Source organism: Mesobacillus selenatarsenatis SF-1 (genome assembly GCF_000813125.1).
Classification (GTDB): domain Bacteria; phylum Bacillota; class Bacilli; order Bacillales; family Cytobacillaceae; genus Mesobacillus; species Mesobacillus selenatarsenatis.
The window spans coordinates 1-25,741 of record NZ_BASE01000003.1 but is presented as its reverse complement, the minus strand read 5'-3'; the positions used below and the strand labels follow the sequence as shown (position 1 = coordinate 25,741).

26 protein-coding genes and 2 tRNA genes are annotated in these 25,741 nt (G+C 44.5%); 25 read left to right on the top strand and 3 right to left on the bottom strand.

What is annotated here, in order from left to right:
- The first annotated feature begins 15 nt into the window (after positions 1-15).
- The 6 genes from yabN (at position 16) to TY49_RS00270 (ending at position 3,944) form a co-directional block, all read left to right on the top strand.
- Positions 16-1,479: a bifunctional methyltransferase/pyrophosphohydrolase YabN gene (yabN, locus tag TY49_RS00295; RefSeq protein WP_041963901.1), complete on the top strand. Its 1,464-nt coding sequence runs from the start codon at positions 16-18 to the stop codon at positions 1,477-1,479.
- 221 nt (positions 1,480-1,700) lie between these two features.
- Positions 1,701-1,973: an RNA-binding S4 domain-containing protein gene (locus TY49_RS00290; protein WP_041963900.1), complete on the top strand. Its 273-nt coding sequence runs from the start codon at positions 1,701-1,703 to the stop codon at positions 1,971-1,973.
- 87 nt (positions 1,974-2,060) lie between these two features.
- On the top strand, positions 2,061-2,363 hold the full coding sequence (yabP, locus tag TY49_RS00285; RefSeq protein ID WP_023613305.1) for a sporulation protein YabP: 303 nt from the start codon (positions 2,061-2,063) through the stop codon (positions 2,361-2,363).
- On the top strand, positions 2,360-2,995 hold the full coding sequence (gene yabQ, locus TY49_RS00280; RefSeq protein WP_041963899.1) for a spore cortex biosynthesis protein YabQ: 636 nt from the start codon (positions 2,360-2,362) through the stop codon (positions 2,993-2,995). The genes yabP and yabQ overlap by 4 nt, the downstream gene beginning before the upstream one ends.
- A gap of 22 nt (positions 2,996-3,017) precedes the next feature.
- Positions 3,018-3,416 carry an FtsB family cell division protein gene (locus tag TY49_RS00275; RefSeq protein WP_041963898.1) on the top strand — a complete coding sequence of 133 codons (399 nt, stop codon included), beginning with the start codon at positions 3,018-3,020 and terminating at the stop codon, positions 3,414-3,416.
- A gap of 75 nt (positions 3,417-3,491) precedes the next feature.
- A complete protein-coding gene (locus tag TY49_RS00270; RefSeq protein ID WP_041963897.1) occupies positions 3,492-3,944 on the top strand; it encodes a S1 domain-containing RNA-binding protein in 453 nt (150 codons plus the stop codon).
- A 308-nt stretch (positions 3,945-4,252) separates the two neighbouring features.
- On the opposite strand, the gene TY49_RS00265 is transcribed toward TY49_RS00270, so the two are convergent.
- A tRNA-Glu gene (locus TY49_RS00265) sits at positions 4,253-4,324 on the bottom strand.
- A gap of 201 nt (positions 4,325-4,525) precedes the next feature.
- Positions 4,526-4,599, bottom strand: a tRNA-Met gene (locus TY49_RS00260).
- Between the two features lie 264 nt (positions 4,600-4,863).
- Here TY49_RS00260 and spoIIE point away from each other — a divergent pair.
- The 6 genes from spoIIE to ftsH all read left to right on the top strand — a co-directional run bounded on the left by spoIIE (position 4,864) and on the right by ftsH (position 13,471).
- Positions 4,864-7,368: a stage II sporulation protein E gene (spoIIE, locus tag TY49_RS00255; RefSeq protein WP_041963896.1), complete on the top strand. Its 2,505-nt coding sequence runs from the start codon at positions 4,864-4,866 to the stop codon at positions 7,366-7,368.
- Positions 7,369-7,503: 135 nt separating this feature from the next.
- Complete coding sequence (locus TY49_RS00250) at positions 7,504-8,241, top strand: vWA domain-containing protein (protein ID WP_041963895.1); 738 nt, start codon at positions 7,504-7,506, stop codon at positions 8,239-8,241.
- Positions 8,210-9,238 carry a serine/threonine protein kinase PrkT gene (prkT, locus tag TY49_RS00245; RefSeq protein ID WP_041963894.1) on the top strand — a complete coding sequence of 343 codons (1,029 nt, stop codon included), beginning with the start codon at positions 8,210-8,212 and terminating at the stop codon, positions 9,236-9,238. The genes TY49_RS00250 and prkT overlap by 32 nt, the downstream gene beginning before the upstream one ends.
- A 174-nt stretch (positions 9,239-9,412) precedes the next feature.
- Positions 9,413-10,795, top strand: a complete 1,383-nt coding sequence (tilS, locus tag TY49_RS00240; RefSeq protein ID WP_041963893.1) for a tRNA lysidine(34) synthetase TilS — start codon at positions 9,413-9,415, stop codon at positions 10,793-10,795.
- Between the two features lie 27 nt (positions 10,796-10,822).
- A complete protein-coding gene (gene hpt / locus TY49_RS00235; RefSeq protein ID WP_198135566.1) occupies positions 10,823-11,362 on the top strand; it encodes a hypoxanthine phosphoribosyltransferase in 540 nt (179 codons plus the stop codon).
- Between the two features lie 135 nt (positions 11,363-11,497).
- Positions 11,498-13,471 carry an ATP-dependent zinc metalloprotease FtsH gene (gene ftsH, locus TY49_RS00230; protein ID WP_041963891.1) on the top strand — a complete coding sequence of 658 codons (1,974 nt, stop codon included), beginning with the start codon at positions 11,498-11,500 and terminating at the stop codon, positions 13,469-13,471.
- Positions 13,472-13,666: 195 nt separating this feature from the next.
- Here ftsH and TY49_RS00225 read toward each other — a convergent pair whose 3' ends face one another.
- Positions 13,667-13,852 (bottom strand): hypothetical protein, encoded by a 186-nt coding sequence (locus TY49_RS00225; RefSeq protein WP_041963890.1) that lies wholly within the window; start codon positions 13,850-13,852, stop codon positions 13,667-13,669.
- A gap of 139 nt (positions 13,853-13,991) precedes the next feature.
- Between TY49_RS00225 and TY49_RS00220 the strand changes: the two genes are divergently transcribed.
- From TY49_RS00220 to lysS, 13 genes are all read left to right on the top strand, one after another.
- Positions 13,992-14,768 (top strand): type III pantothenate kinase, encoded by a 777-nt coding sequence (locus TY49_RS00220; RefSeq protein ID WP_041963910.1) that lies wholly within the window; start codon positions 13,992-13,994, stop codon positions 14,766-14,768.
- Positions 14,769-14,820: 52 nt separating this feature from the next.
- Entirely contained in the window at positions 14,821-15,699 is an 879-nt protein-coding gene (hslO, locus tag TY49_RS00215) for an Hsp33 family molecular chaperone HslO (protein ID WP_041963889.1), read from the top strand.
- 21 nt (positions 15,700-15,720) lie between these two features.
- A complete protein-coding gene (locus tag TY49_RS00210) occupies positions 15,721-16,605 on the top strand; it encodes a peptidyl-prolyl cis-trans isomerase (RefSeq protein ID WP_041963888.1) in 885 nt (294 codons plus the stop codon).
- A 259-nt stretch (positions 16,606-16,864) separates the two neighbouring features.
- Positions 16,865-17,791: a cysteine synthase A gene (gene cysK, locus TY49_RS00205; RefSeq protein WP_041963887.1), complete on the top strand. Its 927-nt coding sequence runs from the start codon at positions 16,865-16,867 to the stop codon at positions 17,789-17,791.
- Positions 17,792-17,950: 159 nt separating this feature from the next.
- Entirely contained in the window at positions 17,951-19,348 is a 1,398-nt protein-coding gene (locus TY49_RS00200; RefSeq protein WP_439646146.1) for an anthranilate synthase component I family protein, read from the top strand.
- Complete coding sequence (gene pabA, locus TY49_RS00195) at positions 19,345-19,935, top strand: aminodeoxychorismate/anthranilate synthase component II (RefSeq protein ID WP_041963886.1); 591 nt, start codon at positions 19,345-19,347, stop codon at positions 19,933-19,935. The genes TY49_RS00200 and pabA overlap by 4 nt, the downstream gene beginning before the upstream one ends.
- Positions 19,935-20,810 carry an aminodeoxychorismate lyase gene (gene pabC / locus TY49_RS00190; RefSeq protein WP_041963885.1) on the top strand — a complete coding sequence of 292 codons (876 nt, stop codon included), beginning with the start codon at positions 19,935-19,937 and terminating at the stop codon, positions 20,808-20,810. Before pabA ends, pabC begins: the two co-directional genes overlap by 1 nt.
- A complete protein-coding gene (gene folP / locus TY49_RS00185; RefSeq protein ID WP_041963884.1) occupies positions 20,807-21,640 on the top strand; it encodes a dihydropteroate synthase in 834 nt (277 codons plus the stop codon). The genes pabC and folP overlap by 4 nt, the downstream gene beginning before the upstream one ends.
- Positions 21,633-21,992, top strand: a complete 360-nt coding sequence (gene folB / locus TY49_RS00180) for a dihydroneopterin aldolase (protein ID WP_041963883.1) — start codon at positions 21,633-21,635, stop codon at positions 21,990-21,992. Before folP ends, folB begins: the two co-directional genes overlap by 8 nt.
- Positions 21,993-21,994: 2 nt before the next feature.
- Positions 21,995-22,522, top strand: coding sequence for a 2-amino-4-hydroxy-6-hydroxymethyldihydropteridine diphosphokinase (folK, locus tag TY49_RS00175; protein WP_041963882.1), 528 nt, complete (start codon positions 21,995-21,997; stop codon positions 22,520-22,522).
- The gene (locus TY49_RS00170) at positions 22,474-22,677 is read left to right on the top strand and encodes a helix-turn-helix domain-containing protein (protein ID WP_041963881.1); all 204 of its coding nucleotides are present in this window, start codon (positions 22,474-22,476) and stop codon (positions 22,675-22,677) included. Before folK ends, TY49_RS00170 begins: the two co-directional genes overlap by 49 nt.
- Positions 22,678-22,713: 36 nt before the next feature.
- The gene (dusB, locus tag TY49_RS00165) at positions 22,714-23,715 is read left to right on the top strand and encodes a tRNA dihydrouridine synthase DusB (protein WP_041963880.1); all 1,002 of its coding nucleotides are present in this window, start codon (positions 22,714-22,716) and stop codon (positions 23,713-23,715) included.
- Between the two features lie 211 nt (positions 23,716-23,926).
- Complete coding sequence (lysS, locus tag TY49_RS00160) at positions 23,927-25,411, top strand: lysine--tRNA ligase (protein WP_041963879.1); 1,485 nt, start codon at positions 23,927-23,929, stop codon at positions 25,409-25,411.
- Positions 25,412-25,741 lie beyond the last annotated feature (330 nt).

The following is a 25,741-nucleotide window of genomic DNA, read 5'->3' as shown; positions in this document are numbered from 1 at the left end:
GGAGGAAGTGTAGATATGACTAATAAAATATTGATCATCGGACTGGGAGCAGGTGACCTTGACCAGCTGCCGCTTGGTGTATATAAAAAGCTGAAGCAGGAAAAAAACCTGTATTTGCGGACAAAGGAGCATCCGGTAGTCGCCGAGCTTGAGAAGGAAGGATTGCAGTTTCAATCCTTCGATGACGTATATGAAAAACATGATCAGTTTTCGGATGTTTATGAAGAGATATCAGAGATTTTGCTTGCAGAAGCAGAAAAAGCGCCTGTAACCTATGGAGTTCCTGGACATCCTTTGATTGCCGAGCGAACCGTGCAGCTCCTGCTCGAACGAGGGCCAAAGCGGGATACAGAAATTGAAATTGGCGGCGGTCAGAGCTTCCTCGATGCCATGTTCCAGTCACTGACGATTGATCCGATCGAAGGTTTTCAACTGCTTGACGGCACCGCACTGTCAAAAGAAGATTTACTGCTAAAGAGTCACACAATTATCGGACAGGTCTATGACGCGTTCGTTGCATCTGACGTCAAGCTGACACTTATGGAAAAATTGCCAGATGATTATGAGATATACATCGTGACTGCTGCCGGAAGCAGTGAGGAAGTCATTAAAAAAGTTCCATTATATGAACTCGACAGGGAGATGGAGCTAAGTAATTTGACATCTGTTTATGTTCCACCTGTTGAAAATGAGCAAATTTTATACAAGGATTTTCTGAAGTTGCGTGGAATTATATCAGAACTGCGCGGTCCGAATGGGTGTCCTTGGGATAAGAAGCAGACTCATCAAACATTAAAAAAGTATTTGATTGAAGAATCGTATGAATTGCTAGAGGCGATTGATAACGATGATATCGATCATATGATTGAAGAGTTGGGAGATGTGCTGCTTCAAGTCATGCTGCATGCGCAGATTGGTGAGGATGAGGGCTATTTTACCATTGATGATGTAATTGAAGGCCTGTCTGCAAAAATGGTTCGCAGGCATCCTCATGTGTTCGGGGACAAAACAGCTGAAGATGAAGCTGAGGTCTTGAAAAACTGGCAGGAGATCAAGGAGCAGGAAAAGGGCGGTGCCGTAAAATCTATGCTGGAGGGAGCCGGCAAAGGGCTTCCGAATCTGCTTAAGGCATATGAGTTGCAAAAGGAAGCCGCTAAAGTAGGATTCGACTGGAAGACGGTGGCTCCGATCCTTGATAAGGTAAAGGAAGAAATCGAAGAACTTTCAGAAGAAATCACTGGAAATGGCATTCAGGAAGATATCCAGTTGGAGTACGGGGACCTATTGTTCGCGCTCGTCAACTTCGCAAGGCATTATGATATCAATCCTGAAGAGGCACTGAACAAGGCCAACCGGAAGTTCATGCGCCGCTTTGCCTATATCGAACAAAAAGCAGCAGAGAATGGCCGAAGTGTCGATGATTACACATTGGATGAATTGGATGCTTTCTGGGAGGAAGCGAAAACACAAGGTTTATAGGTAAAGGCTGTTTTCACATTGATTGTTGCTTTTCGAACACATACAGTAATCCGTATTATTAGAGGTTTTGGGCTCTTTTCAAAGATGCTCACTAAATGAACATGCGTAAGTAATCGCAAAAAACCCAGAAGCCGGTTTTTACTTTGAGTCTGGAAGCAACAAAAATTTATGTAAAGAGCGTAGGTAAATCAAACCAATAAGAAAAAAGGGGTTTAAATACGATGAGGCTGGATAAATTCTTAAAGGTATCAAGATTAATCAAGAGAAGAACATTGGCGAAGGAAGTATCCGACCAGGGAAGGATCTCCGTCAATGGTGTGCCTGCGAAAGCAAGTACGAATGTAAAAGCAGGTGATGAACTGGCAATCCGGTTCGGACAAAAGGTTGTTTCCGTGAAGATCGAAAGGATCCAGGAAACCTCACGCAAGGATGAGGCTGCAGAAATGTACACAATCCTTGGGGAAGAGCGAATTCCTGGAGATGATGAAGAGTAAGCTAAGCTTCCTGTGAAGGCTTGTTCTATTCTCCCTTATCCAATCATAAACATGTACAAAAGTGCATTATGATTGTGAGGGGTAATGATGAGCCAATACTATGAAACGAACCAGACAAAAAGTAATTTGCCAGACCACGATTTAGTGATGAGAGGCAGACGGACACTTGATATTACGGGAGTAAAGCAGGTTGAAAGCTTCGACAATGAAGAGTTTTTACTAGAGACTGTCATGGGATTCCTTGCGATCAAGGGCCAGAACCTCCAGATGAAAAACCTGGATGTCGACAAAGGCATTGTATCGATCAAGGGGAAAATCTTCGACCTGGTCTATCTTGATGACCAGCATGGGGAGAAAGCTAAAGGCTTCTTTAGCAAGTTATTCCGATGACATTGTCTACCCAATTTTTGACGATGCTCGCCATGATTGGGATGGGCAGCTTATTCGGAGCTTCACTTGATACCCATAATCGTTTTCTGAAAAGGTCAAAACGAAAGTCGTGGATTGTCTTTATCAATGACATTTTGTTTTGGGTGTTCCAGGGTCTGTCGATATTTTATGTCTTATTTTCAGTGAATATGGGAGAATTGCGTTTTTATATCTTCCTGGCATTGTTATGCGGCTTTGCAGCGTACCAGAGTCTTTTTAAAAATATGTATCTTAAGTTGCTTGAGCGGGCCATTGCCATCACAATCAACGTGTATGTGTTTATCGTGAAGGCGATCAGGATGCTTGTGATTAGGCCCCTCCAGTTTCTGGCTGCTACCGCCTTATCACTATTGCTTTTGACGGGAAGAGGCCTTTACGCTCTAGGAAAATGGTTTCTTGCCGTTTTACTATGGCTGTTAAACAGTTTCATTTGGAAACCAGTTAAGATTATATTCTTACTTTTTTGGAAACTTTTGCCGAAAACAGTTAAAAAAAGCGTCGAGAAGTTATATAATAAATTGGCAGGATTTCTAATTATAGTAAAGAACTATTCTACTAAGCCGATAAAATGGATAAAGAACTTTAAAAAATAAATTATAAGGAGGACTGCGGGGAATGGGTGTCATCAGGAAAAAGAACATAGCCAGGATTGAAAATCAATATGTACAGCAGCGTGAAAAAGCAGGTATTGCAGAATCTAGAAAGCGAAAACTGCTTTTCAGGCGCCTCGCAGTCTTTGCTCTCTTCGCATCGGTCATCTCTTATTTGATGATCTCAACGTACATTTCACAGTCTGCAGCCCTTGAAAAGAAGCAGGCGGAAAAGGAACAGCTTGAACAAAAATTAGCAAGCCTTCAAAAAAAGCAGGAGATTCTGGATGAGGAAATCGTCAAATTGAACGATGATGAATACATAGCAAAGCTTGCCCGCAAGGAATATTTCCTGTCCGAAAAGAATGAAATCATCTTCAACCTTCCCAAAGAGAAAATGGACTCCCAAGATTCGCCTTATTGACACTCTTTTTTGATATTCTGTATAATATAATGTAAGTTTGATTTTTTATATCTTTAAGGAGGCAAAACTTTTTTTATGTCAATCGAAGTAGGCAGCAAGCTACAGGGAAAGGTAACAGGTATTACAAATTTCGGGGCGTTTGTGGAACTGCCGGGAGGCTCAACTGGACTGGTTCATATCAGTGAGGTTGCAGACAACTATGTAAAAGACATTAATGACCACCTCAAAGTGGGCGACCAGGTTGAAGTAAAGGTTATCAATGTTGAAAAAGACGGTAAAATCGGTTTATCTATCAAGAAGGCTGTTGATAGGCCAGAACGACCTGCAAGACCAGAAAGATCTGAATCAAGACCTTACTCACAGCGTCCACGCGGCGGCGGCGGCAGAGGAAACGACAACCGCAATGCCCGTCCGGAAAATTTCGAATCAAAAATGGCGAAATTCTTGAAGGACAGCGAAGACCGCCTGTCCACTCTTAAACGCGCTACCGAATCTAAGCGCGGCGGAAGAGGAGCTAGAAGAGGGTAACTTGCTGCTAAGTGAATATATATAATAGCAGGAATCATGCTATACCAAGACAAGTCTTTTAAAGGGCTTGTCTTTTTGTTTTGTTTAGGGGCGCATTGCCCGAAAAATGGTATGAAAGTAAAATTGGGTAAAAGGAGAGTCGTTTCATTACCCGAAAAACAGTGCGAGAGTTAATTTGGGTAAAAGCAGAGTCGCTGCATTGCCCGAAAATGCGCTAGAAAGAAAAAAGGGTAAAAGTAAAGTCCTTGCAATGCCAGGAAATACATAAAAAACCTCGCTCCTTAAAAAGGAACGAGGTTTTTGTGTGATGACCCCTACGGGATTCGAACCCGTGTTACCGCCGTGAAAGGGCGGTGTCTTAACCGCTTGACCAAGGGGCCGTTATAATAATACAAGCTTCGGCGCCTAGCCCATCAACACTTGTCGGGACTGAACAGGGCGCTTACGCTTTTCTAATTGTCCAGCTTCGGCTCCTAGCTCCTCGAGTCGCTTCGGTCCGTCCGATGAAGTCAAAAAACGACTTCACCTGCCGGCCCTCCAGCGCTTGTCGGAGCTAAGCAGTCGCCTCCGCTTTTCGTTAGTAGCGGCGGAGGGGATCGAACCCCCGACCTTACGGGTATGAACCGTACGCTCTAGCCAGCTGAGCTACACCGCCATATTGATAATGTGTTTTGAGGCACAAGAAATATAATACATAGATATTAAAATAGTGTCAATGGATTTTTAAAGAAAAGAAGAAAATATTAATAGGTAAATTTTAGCGGAGTTTGGAGGGCTGCCTAAAATAATCCGTGGTATTTCGAGTTTTCGGGGAAATGCGTCGAACGAAACTTTAATGCTTGTCCTGATTTTTGACAAACTTCTGGATTGCTCCCTTTTATAATAATCAGCAACGATAAAAAAACGGGGAGTGTATTAAATGCAAAAGGTAGAAAGGAACATGATGGAACCGATCGGTGAAGTTCATCTCGAGGAATCACGATTCAGGTTTGCAAAAGGCATGTCGAAGCTGCAATCCAAAATTGAAACCCTTTTCCTGAAAAAAGGCTATATTTTTCTGATCATTGGATTCTTGCTTGGCCGTGCCTTGATACTGGCGCAGTTGACCCCTTTTAGCCTTCCATTTTTTGCAGCGGTGTATCTTATCCGGAAAGACCGCGCACCTATTGCGCTGTTTGGGTTGGTTGCTGGAGCTGCAACATTGTCATTTACTGACGCCATCTTCACGTTTGGTTCTGTATTCTTATTTTTACTGTTATACAAACTGACGAAAAAATGGATCCAGAATTCTATGAAAGTGCTTCCGTTTTATATATTTTTTACTATTTTAATAGGCAAAATGTTGAAAGTTCTTATTTTGTCTGGAAATATCACTTTGTATGAAGGAATGATGACTGGGGTCGAAGCTGGTCTAGGCCTGGTGTTGACTTTCATCTTCATGCAAAGCATTCCATTGATGACAGCCAGCAAGCGCAAGCAATCATTGAAAACGGAGGAAATAGTCTGTTTGATTATCATGCTTGCTTCAGTAATGACAGGGACAATCGGTTGGACAATCTATGATTTGTCGGTAGAGCATGTAATGTCCCGGTATCTGGTACTCATATTTTCATTTGTTGCCGGTGCCACAGTGGGTTCCACAGTCGGAGTTGTAACAGGATTGATTTTCAGTCTCGCGAACGTGTCGAGTTTTTACCATATGAGCCTGCTCGCCTTCTCTGGTTTGCTTGGCGGCTTGCTAAAAGAGGGAAGGAAACCAGGGGTGGCACTTGGATTGTTCATCGCCACACTGTTAATCGGGATGTATGGCGAGGGCGGAGGCGCGCTCGGCCAGACGCTGACCGAATCAGCGGCGGCAGTCTTGCTGTTCTTTCTTACTCCTCAATCACTTACGTCGAAAATCGCCAAACATATACCAGGCACACCGGAGTATTCAGCTGAGCAGCAGCAATATATGAGAAAAATGAGAGATGTGACAGCACAGCGTGTCGTCCAGTTCTCAAATGTTTTTGAAGCGCTGTCGAAAAGCTTTTCTACACTTCAGGTGCAGGATGAAACGATTGAAACTGACCGCGATATGGATTATTTCTTGAGCAATGTCACAGAGAAAACGTGCCAGACATGCTTTAAGAAAGACCATTGCTGGACAAGGAACTTTAATACAACCTATGACTATATGAGTGAGATTATGCAAGAGATGGATCAAAATTCTGGTGCAGTGCCGCAAAAACTTTCCCGTGAATGGGACAAGCATTGCACTAGATCGAAAAAGGTAATGGAAATCATGCAGCAGCAGCTGACCTATTATCAGGCGAACAAGAAACTCAAGAAACAGGTCCAGGAAAGCAGGCGACTTGTTGCTGACCAATTGCTTGGTGTTTCAGAAGTAATGGGGGATTTCGCTAAGGAAATCCAGCGTGAACGCGAAAACCATTCGAAACAAGAAGAACAAATACTGGAGGCCCTCCAGGAGTTCGGCATCCATATCGAGAATGTGGAGATCTATAGTCTGGAACAAGGGAATGTGGAGATCTATAGTCTGGAACAAGGGAATGTGGATATTGACATGACGATTCCATACTGCCAGGGACATGGTGAATGTGAAAAGTTAATTGCACCAATGCTTTCCGATATCCTGAAAGAAAACATCGTTGTCAATTCAGAAGAATGTTCGACATTCCCGAATGGTTTTTGCCATGTGACATTCCGATCCGCGAAAGCCTATACTGTGTCTACAGGAGTGGCCCATGCGGCCAAGGATGGGGATCTCATATCAGGAGACAGTTATTCCACCATTGAGCTGAGCGGCGGAAAATACGCGATTGCCATCAGTGACGGAATGGGCAATGGAGAAAGAGCTCATTCTGAAAGCAGGGATACTTTATTACTGTTGCAGCAAATCCTGCAATCTGGCATTGAAGAAAAAGTAGCAATTAAGTCAGTGAATTCGATTTTATCGTTAAGGACAACTGATGAAATTTTCTCGACCCTCGATTTGGTCATGATTGACCTGCAAAATGCGTCTGCCCGATTCTTGAAAATCGGTTCGACGCCAAGCTTTATTAAGCGCGGCGGGAAAGTAATGAAGGTGCAGGCGAGCAATTTGCCGATGGGAATATTGCAGGAATTCGAGGTAGATGTTGTCGGCGAACAACTGAAGGCAGGGGACCTGCTGGTTATGATGAGCGATGGCGTATTCGAAGGCCCTAAGCATGTCGAAAACTATGATTTATGGATGAAACGGAAAATCAATGAGCTTCAGACAGAAGATCCGCAGGCAATTGCAGACTTGATCATGGAGGAAGTTATCCGTTCCCGAGAAGGTTCAATTGAGGATGACATGACTGTGGTTGTCGCAAAAATCGATCACAATATCCCAAAATGGGCTTCTATACCAGTGACCAATTATCAAAAGCGAGCTTAACGGCTTATTTTGCTCGATCTGCTAGTCCTTTATGTATAAAACCCCTCAGCTTCGTCAAAAATGGTAACAAATTTATCATAGGCTTCTTTCTTTTACTAGTTTGTAAAAAGTTGAGCCTGGAAGTGAGGGGATTGCATGAAAACAGGTACAATCAGGCAAATATTACTCATAACAGATGGCTGCTCAAACCAGGGTGAAGATCCAATTGCGATGGCTGCTCTGGCAAAGGAACAAGGAATTAGCGTTAACGTAATTGGTGTGATGGAACAGGATGTTATAGATGAACAGGGCATGACAGAGATCGAGGGGATTGCCATGTCAGGCGGCGGAGTCAGCCAGATTGTATACGCACAGCAGCTTTCCCAGACAGTCCAGATGGTGACAAGGAAAGCGATGACCCAGACTCTTCAGGGAGTAGTGAACAAGGAACTTCAGCAGATCCTTGGCGGCGGCCGAACAGTGGAAGACCTTCCGCCGGAGCAGCGAGGCGAAGTGATGGAGGTCGTGGATGAGCTTGGGGAAACAGTCGAGCTTGATGTGTTGATTCTTGTCGATACAAGCGCAAGTATGAAGCACAAGCTTCCTACAGTAAAAGAAGCCCTTCTGGACTTGAGTTTAAGCCTGAATGCGAGGTCAGGGGATAATCGTTTTGCTGTATTTGTATTTCCCGGGAAAAGAAATGATGTCGAAAAATTGCTGGATTGGACCCCAAAGCTTGAGTCGCTCACGAGTATTTTTGCCAAGCTGACGACTGGAGGCATTACGCCAACAGGCCCTGCCATTCGCGAAGCACTTTCCCATTTCAATAAAAAACGATCTTTAAGGAGCCTATTGTCCGGTGATGATGAATCCTTCTTTGAAGAATCTGTGTAAGGTCATTCCTGGTACGATCATCGAAGGGAAATGGCATCATAATCGATATACAATCATTAAAGAGCTTGGTTTTGGGGCGAATGGGATTGTTTATCTGGCTAGATACAACAATAAACAAGTAGCATTGAAAATGAGTGACAATGGAATGTCGATCACTTCTGAGGTCAATGTGTTGAAATCTTTTGCCAAGGTCCAGGGATCTGCCCTCGGGCCTTCTTTGCTGGATGTAGATGATTGGGAACGTCCCGGCAAAAAAGTCAGCTTTTATGCGATGGAATTCATTAAAGGGCCAGATTTCCTCGCTTTCCTGCAGCAAAAAGGACCGGACTGGACTGGCGTGATGATACTCCAGCTGCTTGCCGATTTGCAGCTGCTCCATGAAAATGGCTGGGTATTTGGCGATTTGAAGCCGGAAAATTTGATTGTGACTGGCCCCCCGGCAAGAATTCGTTGCATAGATGTCGGCGGTACGACGATGCAAGGCAGGTCGATTAAAGAGTTCACTGAATTCTTCGACCGGGGCTATTGGGGGCTGGGCAGCAGGAAAGCAGAACCAGGATATGATTTGTTCGCTGTCGGTATGATCATGGTCAACACGGCATATCCGAAAAGGTTTACGAAAAAGTCGGGCGGAATAGGCGAAATCATGGATAAAGTGAAACATAGCCGGGAATTGAAGAATTATGAAAAGGTAATCTATAACGCGCTTACCGGTAACTATCAATCAGCCATGGAGATGAGGTCTGATCTGTTGCAGGTCCATCAGCCAGGTTCAGCATCGAAGAAAAGTACCGTACAGTATAAGGCAGTGCCTCAAAAGCAAGCACAACAACATATACATCCAAGTCCATCCAGGGCAAAATCAAGTTCAGCTGGCCGACAAACGAGGAAGGGATACAATAAGAAAAAGAAAAAATCCTCGACCCTTGAAACATTCACCATCATTCTGATTATTTCTTTATTATATTTTTTCTATATTTATAGCCAGATTACCTGATTTTTTGAAACCTTTTGCCGCTACATCCGTACATAAGGGATACAGCTCTGTTTTTTGAAAAAAGAAGGTTAAAAGTGTTAAGCTGAAAAATAATAAACTTGGTTATTTAGAAGATTAATGGTTTGCCGGCATGGGTATAGTCTTAAACCGGCAATGCCAGTAAGGAAGAACAAGATGATTGAAAAAAAGGTAAATGCCTTTCTTGAAAGGTATGGTTTTCAGCTGAATAACATTTCCATTGCAGTTGGGGTTTCTGGGGGTCCGGACTCGCTCGCACTGCTCCACTTTTTATCAGAGCAGCGGGAACGGAATTCCCTGAAGATTGTGGCTGTCCACGTGGACCATATGTTCCGTGGTGATGAGTCTTATCAGGATGCCCTGTTTGTAAAAGATTTTTGTGGAAAAAGGGATATTCCTTTTGAGATGAAAAGAATTGATGTGCCGGCCTATATGCACGAGACAGGGCTAAGCTCCCAGCAGGCTGCCCGCGCGTGCCGATACAGCTTTTTCGAGCAAGTTATGGAAAAGCATCAGCTTCAGTACCTTGCATTGGGTCATCATGGCGATGACCAGGTAGAAACGGTATTGATGAGGCTTACCAGGGGAAGTTCCGGGAAAGCCAGGGCAGGGATGCCTTTTTCGCGGCAATTTGGTCCGTTCACGATTTTTAGGCCATTTTTATGCCTGACAAAAGAGGAGTTGGAAGAATATTGCTCTGTAAATCTTTTAGAACCAAGAATTGACCCCAGCAATGAGAAGGCATACTATAGCAGGAATCGTTTCAGAAAAACCGTTCTCCCTTTTTTAAAAGAAGAGAATCCGGCGGTCCATGAGCACTTCCAGCGTTTTAGCGAGGAACTGCAGATGGATGAAGATTATCTTATTGAATTAACAAGCGAAGAATTGAATAAAGTAATGAAGAAAGAGGACAAAAGGATAAGTATTAGTATTAGTTCCTTTCAGGAAATGCCAATGCCTTTACAAAGAAGAGGGATTAAACTAATATTAAATTATCTTTACAATGATCGACCTGCTTCTCTTTCCGCTATACATATTGAAAAGATTTTTTCAATAATTCGCAATCCCCATCCATCTGGAACTCTTGATTTCCCCAGCGGTTTAAGAATCATACGATCGTATGGAAATTGCCACTTCGAATTGGATCCGCCAGAAAGGCAAAGCTATCGCTTCGAATTATCCGGGCCAGATCAGCTGAGATTGCCAAATGGTGGGGTCATTGATGCTCAATTGCTCAATGGTGCTCATGACAGGGGAATTTCCAATGATTGTTTTATCGTTGACCTGGAGCAAACAGGAACTCCTTTGATCATCCGGACAAGGCGAAATGGCGACCGGATATCATTGAAGGGGATGACGGGTTCAAAAAAGGTAAAGGATATTTTCATCGATATGAAAATTCCATTAGCCCAAAGAGATGAATGGCCGATTGTCACAGACAGGGAAGACAGGATTCTTTGGCTTCCAGGCCTGAAAAAAGCGAACCATGAATCAACAGAAGGAAACAGGTTATTACTATTAACTTATATAAAGTATTGATATCTTCCAGGGGGCACAAGGATCATGATGAAAAATGATATTGAAAAGGTATTGTTTACAGAAGAGGAAATCCAGGAAAAGACCAGGCGGTTGGCTGCTCAATTAACTGACGAGTACAAGGATCGCTTTCCGCTGGCAATTGGTGTTTTAAAAGGTGCAATGCCATTCATGGGCGACCTGCTAAAACGCATGGATACGTATCTTGAGATGGACTTCATGGATGTTTCCAGCTATGGAAATGCCATGGTATCTTCCGGAGAGGTGAAAATCCTAAAGGACCTCGATACTTCAGTAGAAGGAAGAGACATCCTGATCATCGAGGACATCATCGACAGCGGTTTGACTCTCAGCTATCTAGTTGAGCTATTCAAATACCGTAAGGCAAAATCAATCAAAATCGTCACTCTTCTTGATAAACCAACAGGAAGAAAAGCCGATATTACAGCCGACTATGTTGGATTCATCGTTCCTGATGAGTTTGTTGTCGGATATGGCCTTGATTATGCGGAAAAATACCGTAACCTGCCATATATCGGTGTTCTGAAGCCAGAAGTATATTCAAATTAATACGGTTACAATTTAGTGAATGAAATTTCACATTTCGGGTAAGAAGCAAATATTCTGAATGTTAATTTCTTGTATTAGCATAAATTGCTATGATACTATTTAGTATAGTTTGTCTACCGTGGGAGGAGGTAAGGGATGAATCGGATCTTCCGTAATACCATCTTTTATTTATTGATATTTTTAGTCATTATCGGAGTTGTGAGTTTCTTTAATGGCAATAACCAGCCAACAGAACCAATCTCTTACGATGAATTCATGCAGAAACTAGAGGCAGGCAATGTTGAAGGTGATTTGACGCTGCAGCCTGAACGTGGTGTGTATGAAGTAAGAGGCCAGTTGGAAGGTCAGGAAGAAGGAAAAGGCTTCATCACATATGTCTGGAACAATCCAGAGACTCTTAACAGAATCGAACAAGCAGCTGAAGCTGCAAATGTAGAGATTTTGCCTGCTAAGGAAACAAGTGGGTGGGTGACGTTCTTTACGTCCATCATTCCGTTTATCATCATTTTCATTCTGTTCTTCTTCTTGCTGAACCAGGCTCAGGGCGGTGGAAGCCGTGTCATGAACTTCGGCAAGAGCAAAGCGAAGCTTTATAACGAAGAAAAGAAGAAAGTCCGCTTCAAGGATGTCGCGGGCGCAGATGAAGAAAAGCAAGAGCTTGTCGAGGTTGTTGAATTCCTGAAAGACCCTCGCAAGTTTGCTGACCTTGGGGCACGTATTCCAAAAGGAATCCTTTTGGTAGGACCCCCGGGTACAGGTAAGACTTTGCTTGCCCGTGCTGTTGCAGGGGAAGCTGGAGTGCCGTTCTTCTCAATCAGTGGTTCCGACTTCGTAGAAATGTTTGTCGGTGTCGGTGCATCACGTGTACGTGATTTATTCGAAACAGCTAAAAAGAATGCTCCATGTATCATATTCATAGATGAAATTGATGCAGTCGGCCGCCAGCGTGGCGCTGGTCTTGGCGGAGGACATGATGAGCGTGAACAGACACTTAACCAGTTGCTTGTAGAAATGGACGGATTCGGTGCCAACGAAGGGATCATCATCGTAGCCGCTACCAACCGCCCTGATATCCTTGACCCAGCATTGCTGCGTCCAGGACGTTTTGACCGTCAGATCACAGTAGACCGTCCTGATGTTGCAGGCCGTGAAGCTGTATTGAAGGTACATGCTAGAAATAAGCCACTTGATGAGTCGGTTAACTTGAAAAGTATTGCGTCTCGTACTCCAGGTTTCTCTGGAGCGGATCTTGAAAACTTATTGAACGAAGCTGCGCTTGTTGCAGCCAGGAGAGATAAGAAGAAGATAGACATGGAAGATCTTGATGAAGCAACAGATCGCATCATAGCCGGTCCTGCCAAGAAAAATCGTGTCATCTCCAAAAAGGAAAGAAATATCGTTGCGTTCCATGAAGCTGGCCATACCGTCATCGGAGTTGTACTTGATGAAGCTGAAATGGTCCACAAGGTAACGATTGTTCCTCGCGGACAGGCAGGCGGTTATGCTGTCATGCTTCCAAAGGAAGACCGTTACTTCATGACTAAACCAGAGCTTTTGGATAAAATCACTGGACTCCTTGGCGGCCGTGTAGCTGAAGAAATCGTCTTTGGTGAAGTAAGCACAGGTGCACACAATGACTTCCAGCGTGCGACAGGCATTGCGAGAAGAATGGTTACTGAATTCGGTATGAGTGATAAGCTCGGACCAATGCAGTTTGGCCAGGCACAGGGCCAAGTATTCTTAGGCCGTGACCTGAACAATGAGCAGAACTACTCTGACAAGATCGCCTATGAAATCGACATTGAAATCCAGACAATCATTAAGGAAAGTTATGCAAGAGCGAAAAAACTGCTAACAGAGAATCGTGATAAGCTTGATATAATTGCGAACACATTGTTAGAGGTTGAAACCCTTGATGCAGAACAAATCAAGCATCTGGTCGACCATGGCCGTCTGCCTGAACGTAAAGTAGTCAGTGTTGAAAATGACGACATGAAAGTAACGATCAATAAGAAAAAAGATGAGATGCCGGCAATCGAAGAGACTGATAAGAAAGTTGACTCAGTCATCGAAGATCCAAAGGCTATCGATGAAAATCCAAAAGAATAGAATTCAGAAGCAGGTGCTCTTAGCGGGGCACCTGTTTGTTTTTCCGCTGACCAAGGCGCTTACGCTTTTCTTGTCTAGCTCCAGCGCCTAGCCCCTCGAGACGCTTCGGTCCTGCCAATGAAGTCAAAGAAAGACTTCACTGTCAGGCCCTCCAGCGCTTGTCGGGGCTGACCAAGGCGCTTACGCTTTTCTTGTCTAGCTCCAGCGCCTAGCCCCTCGAGACGCTTGTCCAGTGTCGCCTCCTAGAAACTCCGAAACTTCAACTCCGCCGGCAGAAGCAAAAAGCGCTTCTTTGTCGGAGTCTCCAGTTTCTCCGTTTCTCGACAGTCGGCTATACATTTCAATTTCGGTCCTGCCAATGAAGTCAAAGGACGACTTCACTGTCAGGCCCTCCAGCGCTTGTCGGGGCTGACCAAGGCGCTTACGCTTTTCGGTCGACTTTATTTAGTGAATTTCTGGCGATTATGATATGATATTTTCAGTATTGATACAGAAAACTATAAATAAGTTGGTGAATAGCTTGATTTTTGTTTTTGACGTCGGGAATACAAATATCGTGTTAGGTGTTTATGATAAAGAAGAGTTGAAGCACCATTGGAGAATAGAAACGAACCGTCATAGAACGGAAGATGAATTTGGCATGATCGTCAAAAATCTGTTTGACCATGTTGATCTTTCTTTTTCAGATATTGATGGAATCATTATATCGTCTGTCGTTCCGCCAATCATGTTCTCACTTGAGCGAATGTGCCAGAAGTACTTCCACCACAAGCCGTTGGTTGTCGGCCCTGGCATTAAGACAGGACTGGACATAAAATATGAAAATCCAAGGGAAGTCGGTGCGGACCGTATTGTAAATGCGGTTGCAGCTATCCATGAATATGGAAGCCCGCTGGTCATTGTCGACTTTGGTACAGCTACAACATACTGCTATATCAATGAGCATAATCAATATATGGGTGGAGCGATCGCTCCAGGGATTGGCATCTCCACGGAGGCCCTTTATTCAAGGGCTGCCAAGCTTCCGCGAATTGAAATCAGCAGACCGGATGACGTGGTTGGAAAGAATACAGTTTCAGCCATGCAAGCAGGCATCCTCTATGGATATGTTGGACAAGTAGAGGGAATAGTTAAACGGATGAAAGATAAGAGTAAAGTCCCTCCTAAGGTGATTGCGACAGGCGGATTGGCAAACTTAATCGCCCAGGAATCAAATGTCATTGATGCCGTGGATCCATTTTTAACGTTAAAGGGATTGCAGCTTATCTATAAGCGAAATATCGAAAAGCACAATTAAGCTTCCTTAAGAGAGGATGCATACAATTTCACAGCACGAAGGGAGTAGAAAAATGAGTGATTATTTAGTAAGAGCACTTGCTTTTGACGGACAGGTCAGAGCGTATGCAGCAAAAACGACGGAAACAGTTGGGGAGGCACAAAGCCGCCACTATACATGGCCTGTAGCATCTGCCGCACTTGGCCGGACAATGACAGCAGGTGTGATGATGGGTGCAATGCTCAAGGGCGATAATAAATTGACAATCAAGATCGAAGGTGGAGGTCCACTTGGACTCATTCTTGTGGACAGCAATGCTCAAGGTCAGGTTAGGGGTTATGTATCAAACCCACATGTCCACTTCGATTTGAACGAGCACGGCAAGCTTGATGTAAGACAAGGCGTCGGTACGGACGGAACACTTACAGTCGTGAAGGACATAGGTTTACGCGATTATTTTACAGGACAAGTGCCGATTGTATCAGGTGAGCTTGGAGAGGACTTCACTTATTACTTTGCAACATCTGAACAGGTCAATTCTTCGGTTGGTGTCGGTGTACTAGTTAATCCTGACAACTCAATCAAAGCAGCGGGCGGATTCATCATCCAGCTGATGCCTGGGACAACAGAAGAAACCATTACAGCAATCGAACAGCGATTGCAATCCATCCCTCCGGTATCAAAGCTGATTGAAAAAGGGTTATCTCCTGAAGAGTTGCTGGAAGAATTACTTGGAAAAGAGAATGTTAAAGTCCTTGACACAATGCCAGTAAATTTTGAGTGCAATTGCTCTAAGGACCGATTTAGCACTGCGCTGATCAGCCTTGGCACAGAAGAAATCCGGGATATGATCGAGACAGAGGGGCAGGCAGAAGCACATTGCCATTTCTGCAACGAAAAGTACATGTTCACAAAAGAAGAACTGGAAGAGATAGAGAAGGAAGCGAAATAAGCGATATCTGGGGGAAGAGAAGTGGAGAAAAAGCAGCTTTGGTACATTATTGCCGGGTTAGCCATTTTGAACGCGATAACTCTTGTGATGCTGATAGCCAAGCCTGCTATCCTCGAAGGAAACAAGGAAACTGTGGCGGAGATTGGCAAGGAGTCAATCACCCGCCAGGAGTGGCTGACTGAGCTTGAAGAAAGGTACGGGCAAGAAACGCTTAGGGACCTGATTGACCAGGCGGTTGTCAAACAAATGGCCGATGAATATAACATCAAAGTGTCTGACGAGGCCGTAGAGCGTGAATTGACAATTTATAAAGCCATGTATTCTTCAGCTGGCAACGAGCCAAAAAGCGAAGAAAGTTGGAAGCAGCAAATTAAATACAGTCTGCTGCTTGAAGAACTTTTAACTAAGGATGTTAAAGTATCGGAAGAGGATATGAAGTCCTTTTATGAACAGAATAATAGCCTTTTTGACATACCTGCATCCTACCATCTGTCGCAAATAGTCGTCGAAACGAACAAGGAAGCTGAATCAGCGGTGAAAGAGCTGAAGGATGGTTCTAGCTTCACTGCTCTGGCGATGGAGCGTTCGATCGATGAGTTTTCGGCGAATGAAGGAGGAGACATCGGCTTTGTTACGGAAGAAGATGAGCTCGTTTCCCCTGAGGTAGTTCATGCAGCGAAATCGCTGAAGTCCGGAGAGTGGACAGGACCTGTAAAAGTGGAAAACGGTTATGCTATTGTTTATCTTCATGAAAAACTTGAAGGGAAGAAATATGCCTACAGCGATGTAAAGAACCAGATTCGCCGGCAGATTGCTCTTGAACAAATGGACATTCCTGTTTCTGCACGGGCGTTTTGGAATGATGCGGAAGTAAGCTGGTTTTATGGAGACAAAGAGAAGAAATAACGAACGAAGCACTGGTGAACTGAACCGGTGCTTTTCTTGTTTAGAGAAATTCAAAATAGGATAGTTTAAAAAGGGTGATGCTCTTTTCGATGATGCTTTTGAATCGGGTAGGATGATTGTGAAAGCAACATTGTACGAAAAGGGCCTAGGCAAAAGACTGATTTTTGTTGATGTCGAAGCATACTGATTGACATAGACTTAAAGTATTGGTAAATTTTAATAAAACCAATTAAAATAGTCGGATTAAGGGGTGGGTAATTTGGTACGTATTGCAAATTCAATTACAGAGTTGATCGGCCAGACACCAATTGTGAAGCTGAACGGACTTGGTGATGACCAAAGTGCGGATATTTATTTGAAGCTTGAATACATGAACCCGGGCAGCAGCGTCAAGGATCGTATCGCTTTGGCGATGATTGAGGATGCTGAGGCAAAAGGAGCCCTGAAACAAGGGGATACAATCATCGAACCAACGAGTGGAAATACTGGAATCGGACTGGCGATGGTAGCAGCAGCCAAAGGCTACAAAGCAATTCTCGTCATGCCGGAGACAATGAGTATGGAGCGTAGAAATCTGCTTCGTGCTTATGGAGCGGACCTTGTATTGACTCCTGGCCCTGAAGGAATGGGTGGCGCGATCCGCAAAGCTGAGGAACTAGCAAAGGAAAATGGTTACTTCATGCCTCAGCAGTTCGAGAATGAATCTAACCCTTCTGTACATGAAAGAACGACTGGACCGGAAATTGTCGAGCAGATGGGTGATCAACTGGATGCATTCATCGCAGGTATTGGCACGGGCGGAACGATCACAGGAGCAGGGAAAGTCCTTCGTGAAAAATACAAGAATATCAAGATTATCGCTGTTGAGCCAACAGATTCCCCGGTATTATCCGGCGGAAAACCAGGACCGCACAAGATCCAGGGAATTGGTGCAGGATTCGTTCCTGGTGTACTTGATACAAATGTGTACGATGAAATCTTCAAGGTTGAAAATGAGCAGGCATTCGACTATGCCCGCCGCGCGGCAAAAGAAGCAGGAATCCTCGGCGGAATCTCTTCAGGTGCAGCCATTTATGCAGCATTGGAAACAGCGAAAAAGCTCGGCAAAGGCAAAAAGGTGCTTGCAGTCATCCCAAGTAACGGAGAACGCTACCTGAGCACACCACTTTACCAATTCGAAGACTGATTATATTTTAGAGGCAGGCTAATCTAGCTTGCCTCTTTTCCTTCTTCAGAAAAAATCCTGCAAAATCGACAATTTTTCGAAAAAACCATTATTTTAAAAATGAAAGCGCGCCCTTCATCATGTATGATGTATTAAGAGAAAAAAATAGGGGTGAAAAGCTTGCCGCACTATAGCATTCAATCAAAAATGATTCCTTATACAGCTTCACGTTTTTTTCATCAATATGATCATATTGCACAACAATATAAAGAGCATGTCATCCTCGAAAGCGGGAGAGGCGGGCGCTACAGTATCGCCGCATTCAATCCTGATATTATTTTTTCGGGTAAAAATAATAAACTGACAATCACAAAGGGTGGTTCGTCAAGTACGCTGGAGGGCAATCCTCTTGAGTTATTGAAGAATCAAATGGAAAAGTATCAGGTGCCTGAAGCAGAAGGCTTACCGGATTTCCAGGGCGGCGCAATCGGCTATCTGAGCTATGATTATGCCCGTTATATCGAAAAGCTTCCAGCAATGGCTAAGGACGATTCCGAAATTCCGGAGGTCTACTTCCAGCTATTCAAGGAATGGTTTGTTTTTGACCATCAGACAGAGAAGCTATGGCTAATGGCTCTATCGGAAAAAGGACGGGAAAAGCAGGCGGAGGACAAGCTTTCAGATTGGAAAGACAGGTGGGACACTGAAGTTCCGGAAGTTTTTGCCGAAGCAAAGCCTGCCCGTGATGATCTGCAAGTATCGATGGATGAAGCTGAATTCATCGAGGCAGTTGAGAAGGTGAAGCAATACATAGCGCAGGGGGACGTCTTCCAGGTAAATCTATCTGTCAGGCAGTCCAAGCCGATCGAGACCGAAGCGCTAGAAGTATACCGGCAGCTGCGCAAGCTGAACCCATCTCCATATATGGGTTACCTGCATACACAAGACTTCCAGCTCGTCAGCGGTTCCCCTGAACTTTTAGCAAAAGTAAAAGGTTCGGAGGTCAGCACAAGGCCGATTGCCGGCACGAGATCGAGGGGCAGGACAGATGAAGAAGATTTGCAGCTTGCCAATGAGCTGATCAACAATGAAAAAGAGCGCGCAGAACACGTCATGCTTGTAGACCTTGAAAGGAATGACCTCGGCAGGGTGTGCAAGTTCGGTACTGTCGAAGTCAATGAGTTCATGGTCATTGAAAAGTACTCGCATGTCATGCATATCGTTTCAAATGTCCGGGGAGAGCTGGCAGAGGGCGAGACCTGGTTCAATGTTGTCAATGCAACCTTCCCTGGCGGCACGATTACCGGTGCCCCGAAGGTAAGGACAATGGAAATCATAGAAGAGCTTGAGCCGGTGAGACGCGGGCCTTATACCGGATCGCTTGGATGGTTCGGTTTTAACGGCAATATGGAACTGAACATCATTATCCGGACGATGCTGGTCAAGGATGGGATGGCTCATGTTCAGGCAGGAGCAGGAGTCGTCATCGACTCCATCCCTGCCAATGAATATAAAGAATCATTAAAGAAAGCAATTGCTCTTTGGAAGGCGAAAGAGCTTGCGGAGGGTAGAGCATGATTTTGATGATTGATAATTATGATTCATTCACATATAATCTCGTTCAGTATTTGGGTGAAATGGGCGAAGAGCTTAATGTCATCCGCAATGATCAGACGTCCATTCAGGGCATTGCGGAGCTTGACCCGCAGTTCTTGATGATCTCACCTGGGCCGTGCAGCCCGAATGAAGCAGGCATCAGCCTGGAAGCGATCAAGAATTTTTCAGGCAAAACGCCGATTTTCGGTGTTTGTCTGGGCCATCAGTCTATCGCCCAGGTATTTGGCGGTGACGTGGTCCGTGCGGAGCGGCTCATGCATGGCAAAACTTCTTTGGTCTATCATGATGGCAAGACGATTTTTGAAGGATTGGAAAATCCGTTCCCTGCGGCACGCTACCATTCGCTCATCGTAAAAAAAGAAACCCTTCCTGACTGCCTGGAGGTTTCAGCATGGACGGAGGAGGGCGAGATCATGGCGATCCGCCATAAAACGCTGCCTGTAGAAGGGGTCCAATTCCACCCGGAATCCATTTTAACGACGCCAGGAAAGCAACTGCTTCGCAATTTCATTGCCCATTACAAAACTGCTAAGGAAGTAAGTTTATAATGTTTGTATACAGTAATGGCCAGTTAGTCTCAAAGGATGAAATCACAATTTCCCCTTTTGACCACGGCTTTCTATACGGGTTGGGCGTGTTCGAAACGTTTAGGATCTACAATGGCCATCCTTTTTTGCTGGATGATCATATGGAGCGGCTGAATGCCAGTCTCCGTGTTTTGAATATCGAAGCTGAATTTACTCCGGAGGAAAGTGTTATGATCCTCGAAGGCTTATTAGCTAAAAATAATCTCAAGGATGCTTATATCCGCTTCAATGTTTCGGCTGGAAATGGCGAAATAGGCTTGCAGACAGAGAGTTACCGGGAGCCAAATGTGATCGTATTTGCGAAGCCGCTGCCGCCAGCTGGAGAGATGAGTGAGAAAAAGGCTGTTCTCCTGGACTTGAGGCGCAACACACCTGAGGGTGCAGAGCGGCTGAAATCCCACCATTATCTTAATAATGTGCTCGCCAAGCGTGAGGCAGGCCCTGCAATGGATACAGAAGGAATTTTCCTTACAGAGGAAGGGTTATTGGCCGAAGGAATTGTCTCGAATGTTTTCTGGTACAGGGATGGTGTCCTGTATACGCCTGCTGTCGAGACGGGAATTTTGAATGGAATCACCCGCAGGTTCGTCATCGCGCTTGCCCGCAACGCGGGCATCGAGGTTCGTGAAGGCTTATACAAAAAGGAAGAAGCTGAAGCAGCTGATGAATTGTTCCTGACTAATTCGATTCAGGAAATCGTCCCGGTTACAGATTTTTCAGGAAAAAGCTTTCCCGGGAAATCAGGAGAGCTGGCGAGCAGACTGTTTGGCAAATATGCAGCTAACCGGGAAACGCTATGGAGCAGAACGAAATTGGATGGAGGAGCTCATACATGAATACCGTGATAAAAGCCGGTCCTTATACACTGGACTTCACCAATAAAACACTGATTATGGGAATATTGAACGTCACGCCTGATTCTTTTTCAGACGGCGGGAAATACAATCACCTTGATCATGCTGTCTTACATGCTAAACAAATGATCGCCGACGGAGCGGATATTCTTGACATCGGAGGCGAATCAACAAGACCGGGACATGAACGGATCTCCGATGAAGAGGAGATTGGCAGGGTGGTACCGGCGATTGAGGCCATTTCGAAAGAAGTTCAGGTACCAATCTCCATCGATACATATAAATCAAAGGTTGCCAAAAGTGCCGTCGATGCTGGAGCAGCCATTATCAATGATATTTGGGGAGCGAAGGAGGACCCGGAAATTGCCGATGTCGCCGCAGAAACCGGAGTACCGATTATCCTGATGCACAATCGGAACGACCGCAATTATACAAACTTCATTCGTGACGTGCTGAATGATTTATATGAAAGCATTACAATCGCGAAAAAAGCAGGGGTAAGCGACGAGCAAATCATCCTTGACCCAGGCATCGGCTTTGCGAAAGACCTAAAGGAAAACCTTGAGATGATGCGTCACCTTGATACGCTTGTGTCTTTAGGATATCCCGTCCTCCTTGGCACATCGAAAAAGTCAATGATCGGCGGCGTACTGGATTTGCCTGTTACGGAAAGAACAGAAGGTACGGGAGCGACTGTGTGTTACGGAATCCAGAAAGGCTGCCAGATTGTCCGGATCCATGATGTGAAAGAGATGGCGCGGATGGCGAAGATGATGGACGCGATGATGGGAAAGGGTGAATACAATGGATAAAATATATGTGACCCAAATGGAGTTTTACGGCTACCACGGTGTTTTTCCTGAAGAAACAAGGTTAGGCCAGCGTTTTGCGGTAGATTTAACGGTGGAACTGGATCTTTCAAAAGCAGGAAAAAGCGATGATCTTAATGAGTCAATTAACTATGCGGATTTATATATGGTCTGCAAGGATATCGTTGAAGGCCAGCCAGTTAAGCTTGTAGAAGCGATTGCTGAAAGAATTGCCGGGACGATCCTTGAACGTTTTTCTCTGGTGGAAGCATGCCACGTAAAAGTCATTAAGCCGGACCCGCCGATACCTGGCCATTACAAATCAGTCGCAGTTGAGATCACAAGGAGCAGATGACAGTGGAAAACAACGCATATATTGCACTAGGGTCCAATATGGGTGACCGCTTTGGGTATTTGACCCAGGCAATCATCCTCCTTGAAAGCCATGAAAACATCACAGTGGTAAATACTTCTTCCGTCTATGAAACCGACCCGGTAGGCTACACTGAACAGGATCAATTTTTAAACATGGCAATCCAGGTAAAGACGAGCTTAGAACCGGTTAAACTTCTGGATACCTGCCTTGAAATCGAATTGAAGCTTGGGAGAAAAAGGGAAATAAAATGGGGGCCCAGAACGTTAGACCTTGACATTTTGCTATATAATCAAGAAAATATTGAAACAGAGAAGCTTACAATTCCGCACCCTCGGATGAGCGAACGCGCGTTTGTAATTCTTCCATTGCTTGAAATGGACCCAAACCTCACGCTCCCATCGATGAAGGAGCCGCTGAAAAACTGTTTACTAAGTATACCGGATAGAGAAGGAGTACGAATATGGAAGCAGAAAAATGGGGAAGGCGTATTCGCGCTTATCGAAAACTAAAGGGTTATACGCAGGAAAGCTTCGCAAAAGAGCTAGGTGTTTCGGTCTCCATCCTGGGAGAAATCGAACGCGGCAACAGAATGCCTGATGAAAGACTGATTATCAGGATCGCTGAAGTCCTCGGTGTCGGATTAGATGAATTAACCCCACAGTAGGTTTGATATATTAATAGGACCATAAGGAGGAATGACATGCTCAAGATTGGCGATATTGAAATGAAAAACCAGGTCGTCCTCGCACCAATGGCCGGCATTTGTAACTCGGCATTCCGCCTGACGGTCAAAGAATTCGGCGCTGGACTTGTATGTGCCGAAATGGTCAGCGACAAAGGAATTGTTTCTCAAAACGACAGGACTCTCGATATGTTATTTATAGATGAACGTGAAAAGCCGCTCAGCCTTCAGATTTTTGGCGGTGAAAGAGAAACACTTGTGCAGGCAGCGCAATACGTAGATAAAAATACGAATGCAGATATCATTGATATCAACATGGGATGCCCGGTGCCGAAGATTACGAAATGTGATGCAGGTGCGAAGTGGCTGCTAGACCCAAACAAAATCTATGAGATGGTATCGGCGGTTGTTGATGCGGTAGAAAAGCCTGTAACGGTAAAAATGCGCATGGGCTGGGATGAGGATCATATTTTTGCCATCGAGAATGCGCAAGCTGTAGAACGTGCTGGTGGTAAGGCAGTTGCTCTTCACGGCCGTACACGTGTTCAAATGTATGAAGGAATAGCGAATTGGGATATTATCCGTGATGTTAAGCAGGCTGTAAACATTCCTGTAATCGGCAACGGGGATGTCCAGACTCCTCAGGATGCCAAGAGAATGCTTGACGAGACAGGCGTAGACGGAGTTATGATCGGTCGTGCTGCTCTAGGGAACCCATGGATGATCTACCGTACTGTAAAATATCTAGAAACAGGCGAATTAATGGGTGAACCAAATGCACGCGAAAAAATCGATGTCAGCATCCTGCACCTTGACCGCCTGATCGCTTTGAAAAACGAACATATCGCTGTACGCGAAATGCGAAAGCATGCTGCATGGTACCTTAAAGGCATTAGAGGCAACGCAATAGTCCGTAACGGAATCAATGAGTGCAACACAAGAGACGAGCTTGTCAGTTTGCTGACAAACTTTGCGGATGAAGTAGAAGCGAAAGAGCAAGAAGCGCACCAGGTTGGATAAAAATTGACATTAACCGCCACTTTTCCTATAATACCTTTATCCTTAAAAGTAACTGCCAGTGGTCAAACTGGCAGTTTTTATTCTATTTAGGCATGAAAAAAGAGATTTTTAATGTCTGAATACGTTTGTTTGTGTAAAATAATAAAAGTATCCACCAAACATAATCAGGATTACATAATAAATCTATTATATATATTGGAGTGAAAGCGATATGAGTCATGAAGAATTGAATGACCAGCTCAGAGTCAGAAGAGACAAAATGAGTTCATTGCGTGAAAAAGGAATGGATCCTTTCGGCAAAAGATTCGAACGCACTCATCTTACGGAAGAGCTGATTAGCGAATACGGTGAATTGGAAAAAGAAGATATTGAGGCAAAAAATGTATCGGTGAAAATAGCTGGACGTATCATGACGAAGCGTGGAAAAGGAAAAGCAGGTTTTGCTCATATCCAGGACCTCGCTGGCCAGATCCAGATCTATGTTCGCCAGGATGCAGTCGGCGAAGAGCAATATGAAGTTTTTGATTCAGCTGACCTCGGTGATATCATCGGTGTAGAAGGAACACTCTTCAAAACAAAGGTTGGCGAGCTTTCAATCAAAGCTCAAGACTTTGTGTTCCTGACGAAAGCACTTCGTCCGCTTCCGGAAAAATTTCATGGACTGAAGGATGTAGAGCAGCGATACCGTCAGCGTTATCTTGACCTGATTACCAGCAATGACAGCAAGACGACTTTCATCAACCGCAGCCGCATCATCCAATCGATGCGCCGCTATTTAGATGGACAAGGATATCTCGAAGTAGAAACGCCTTTAATGCACTCAATTGCTGGCGGAGCATCTGCGCGTCCGTTCATCACGCATCATAATGCACTAGATATGCAGTTATACATGAGAATCGCGATCGAGCTTCACTTGAAGCGTCTGATTGTCGGCGGTCTTGAAAAAGTATACGAAATCGGCCGTGTATTCCGTAATGAAGGTGTTTCGACAAGACATAACCCAGAATTCACAATGCTTGAACTATATGAAGCATATGCTGACTGGAGAGACATCATGTCACTTACTGAGAACATGGTTGCGCACATTGCTCAGGATGTTCTTGGTACAACAACTATCCAGTATGGCGAGTATGAAATCGATCTTAAGCCAGAGTGGAAGAGAGTCCATATGGTAGATGCGATCAAGGAATATACAGGAGTAGACTTCTGGCCGCGAATGAGCACGGAAGAAGCTCGTGCGCTTGCTAAGGAGCATGGAGTGGAAATCACTGAACATATGCAGTATGGCCACATCGTCAATGAATTCTTTGAGCAAAAGGTAGAAGAGCACCTGATTCAGCCGACATTCATTTACGGCCATCCGGTTGACATTTCTCCACTCGCGAAAAAGAATGACGAAGACCAACGCTTCACAGACCGTTTCGAATTGTTCATCGTAGCAAGGGAGCATGCGAACGCATTTACTGAGCTGAATGATCCAATCGACCAAAGAGAGCGTTTTGAAGCTCAGCTAAAAGAAAAAGAACAAGGAAATGACGAAGCGCACGAAATGGACGATGATTTCATCGAAGCGTTGGAATATGGAATGCCTCCAACAGGCGGACTTGGAATTGGTATCGACCGATTGGTTATGCTACTGACGAATTCCCCATCCATCAGGGATGTACTATTATTCCCATTGATGCGTCACCGTTAATAGATAGAAGGAAAGGCAAAACGGCACAGGGCGTTTTGCCTTTTTCTATTATTAATCTGGTCTAGGTCAGAGAGTTTACTCACCTACTCTTGTAAAAAAGAACAGTAACTTATACAGGCAGATTGACTACAGTAATATGAATTATCTTTCTTTTAATTCCGCGAATAAAAATAGCAAAAAGTTATTGCTATTGTAGAATAAAGGTGCTATATTTATATCTGTTGCTACGAGCTACTTAGTTAGCAACAAAGAAAATAAAAAAACTTATTGACATCGGGTTTTGAACCTGATAATATATAAGAGTTGCTTCTAACGGAGCAGCAAAACAAA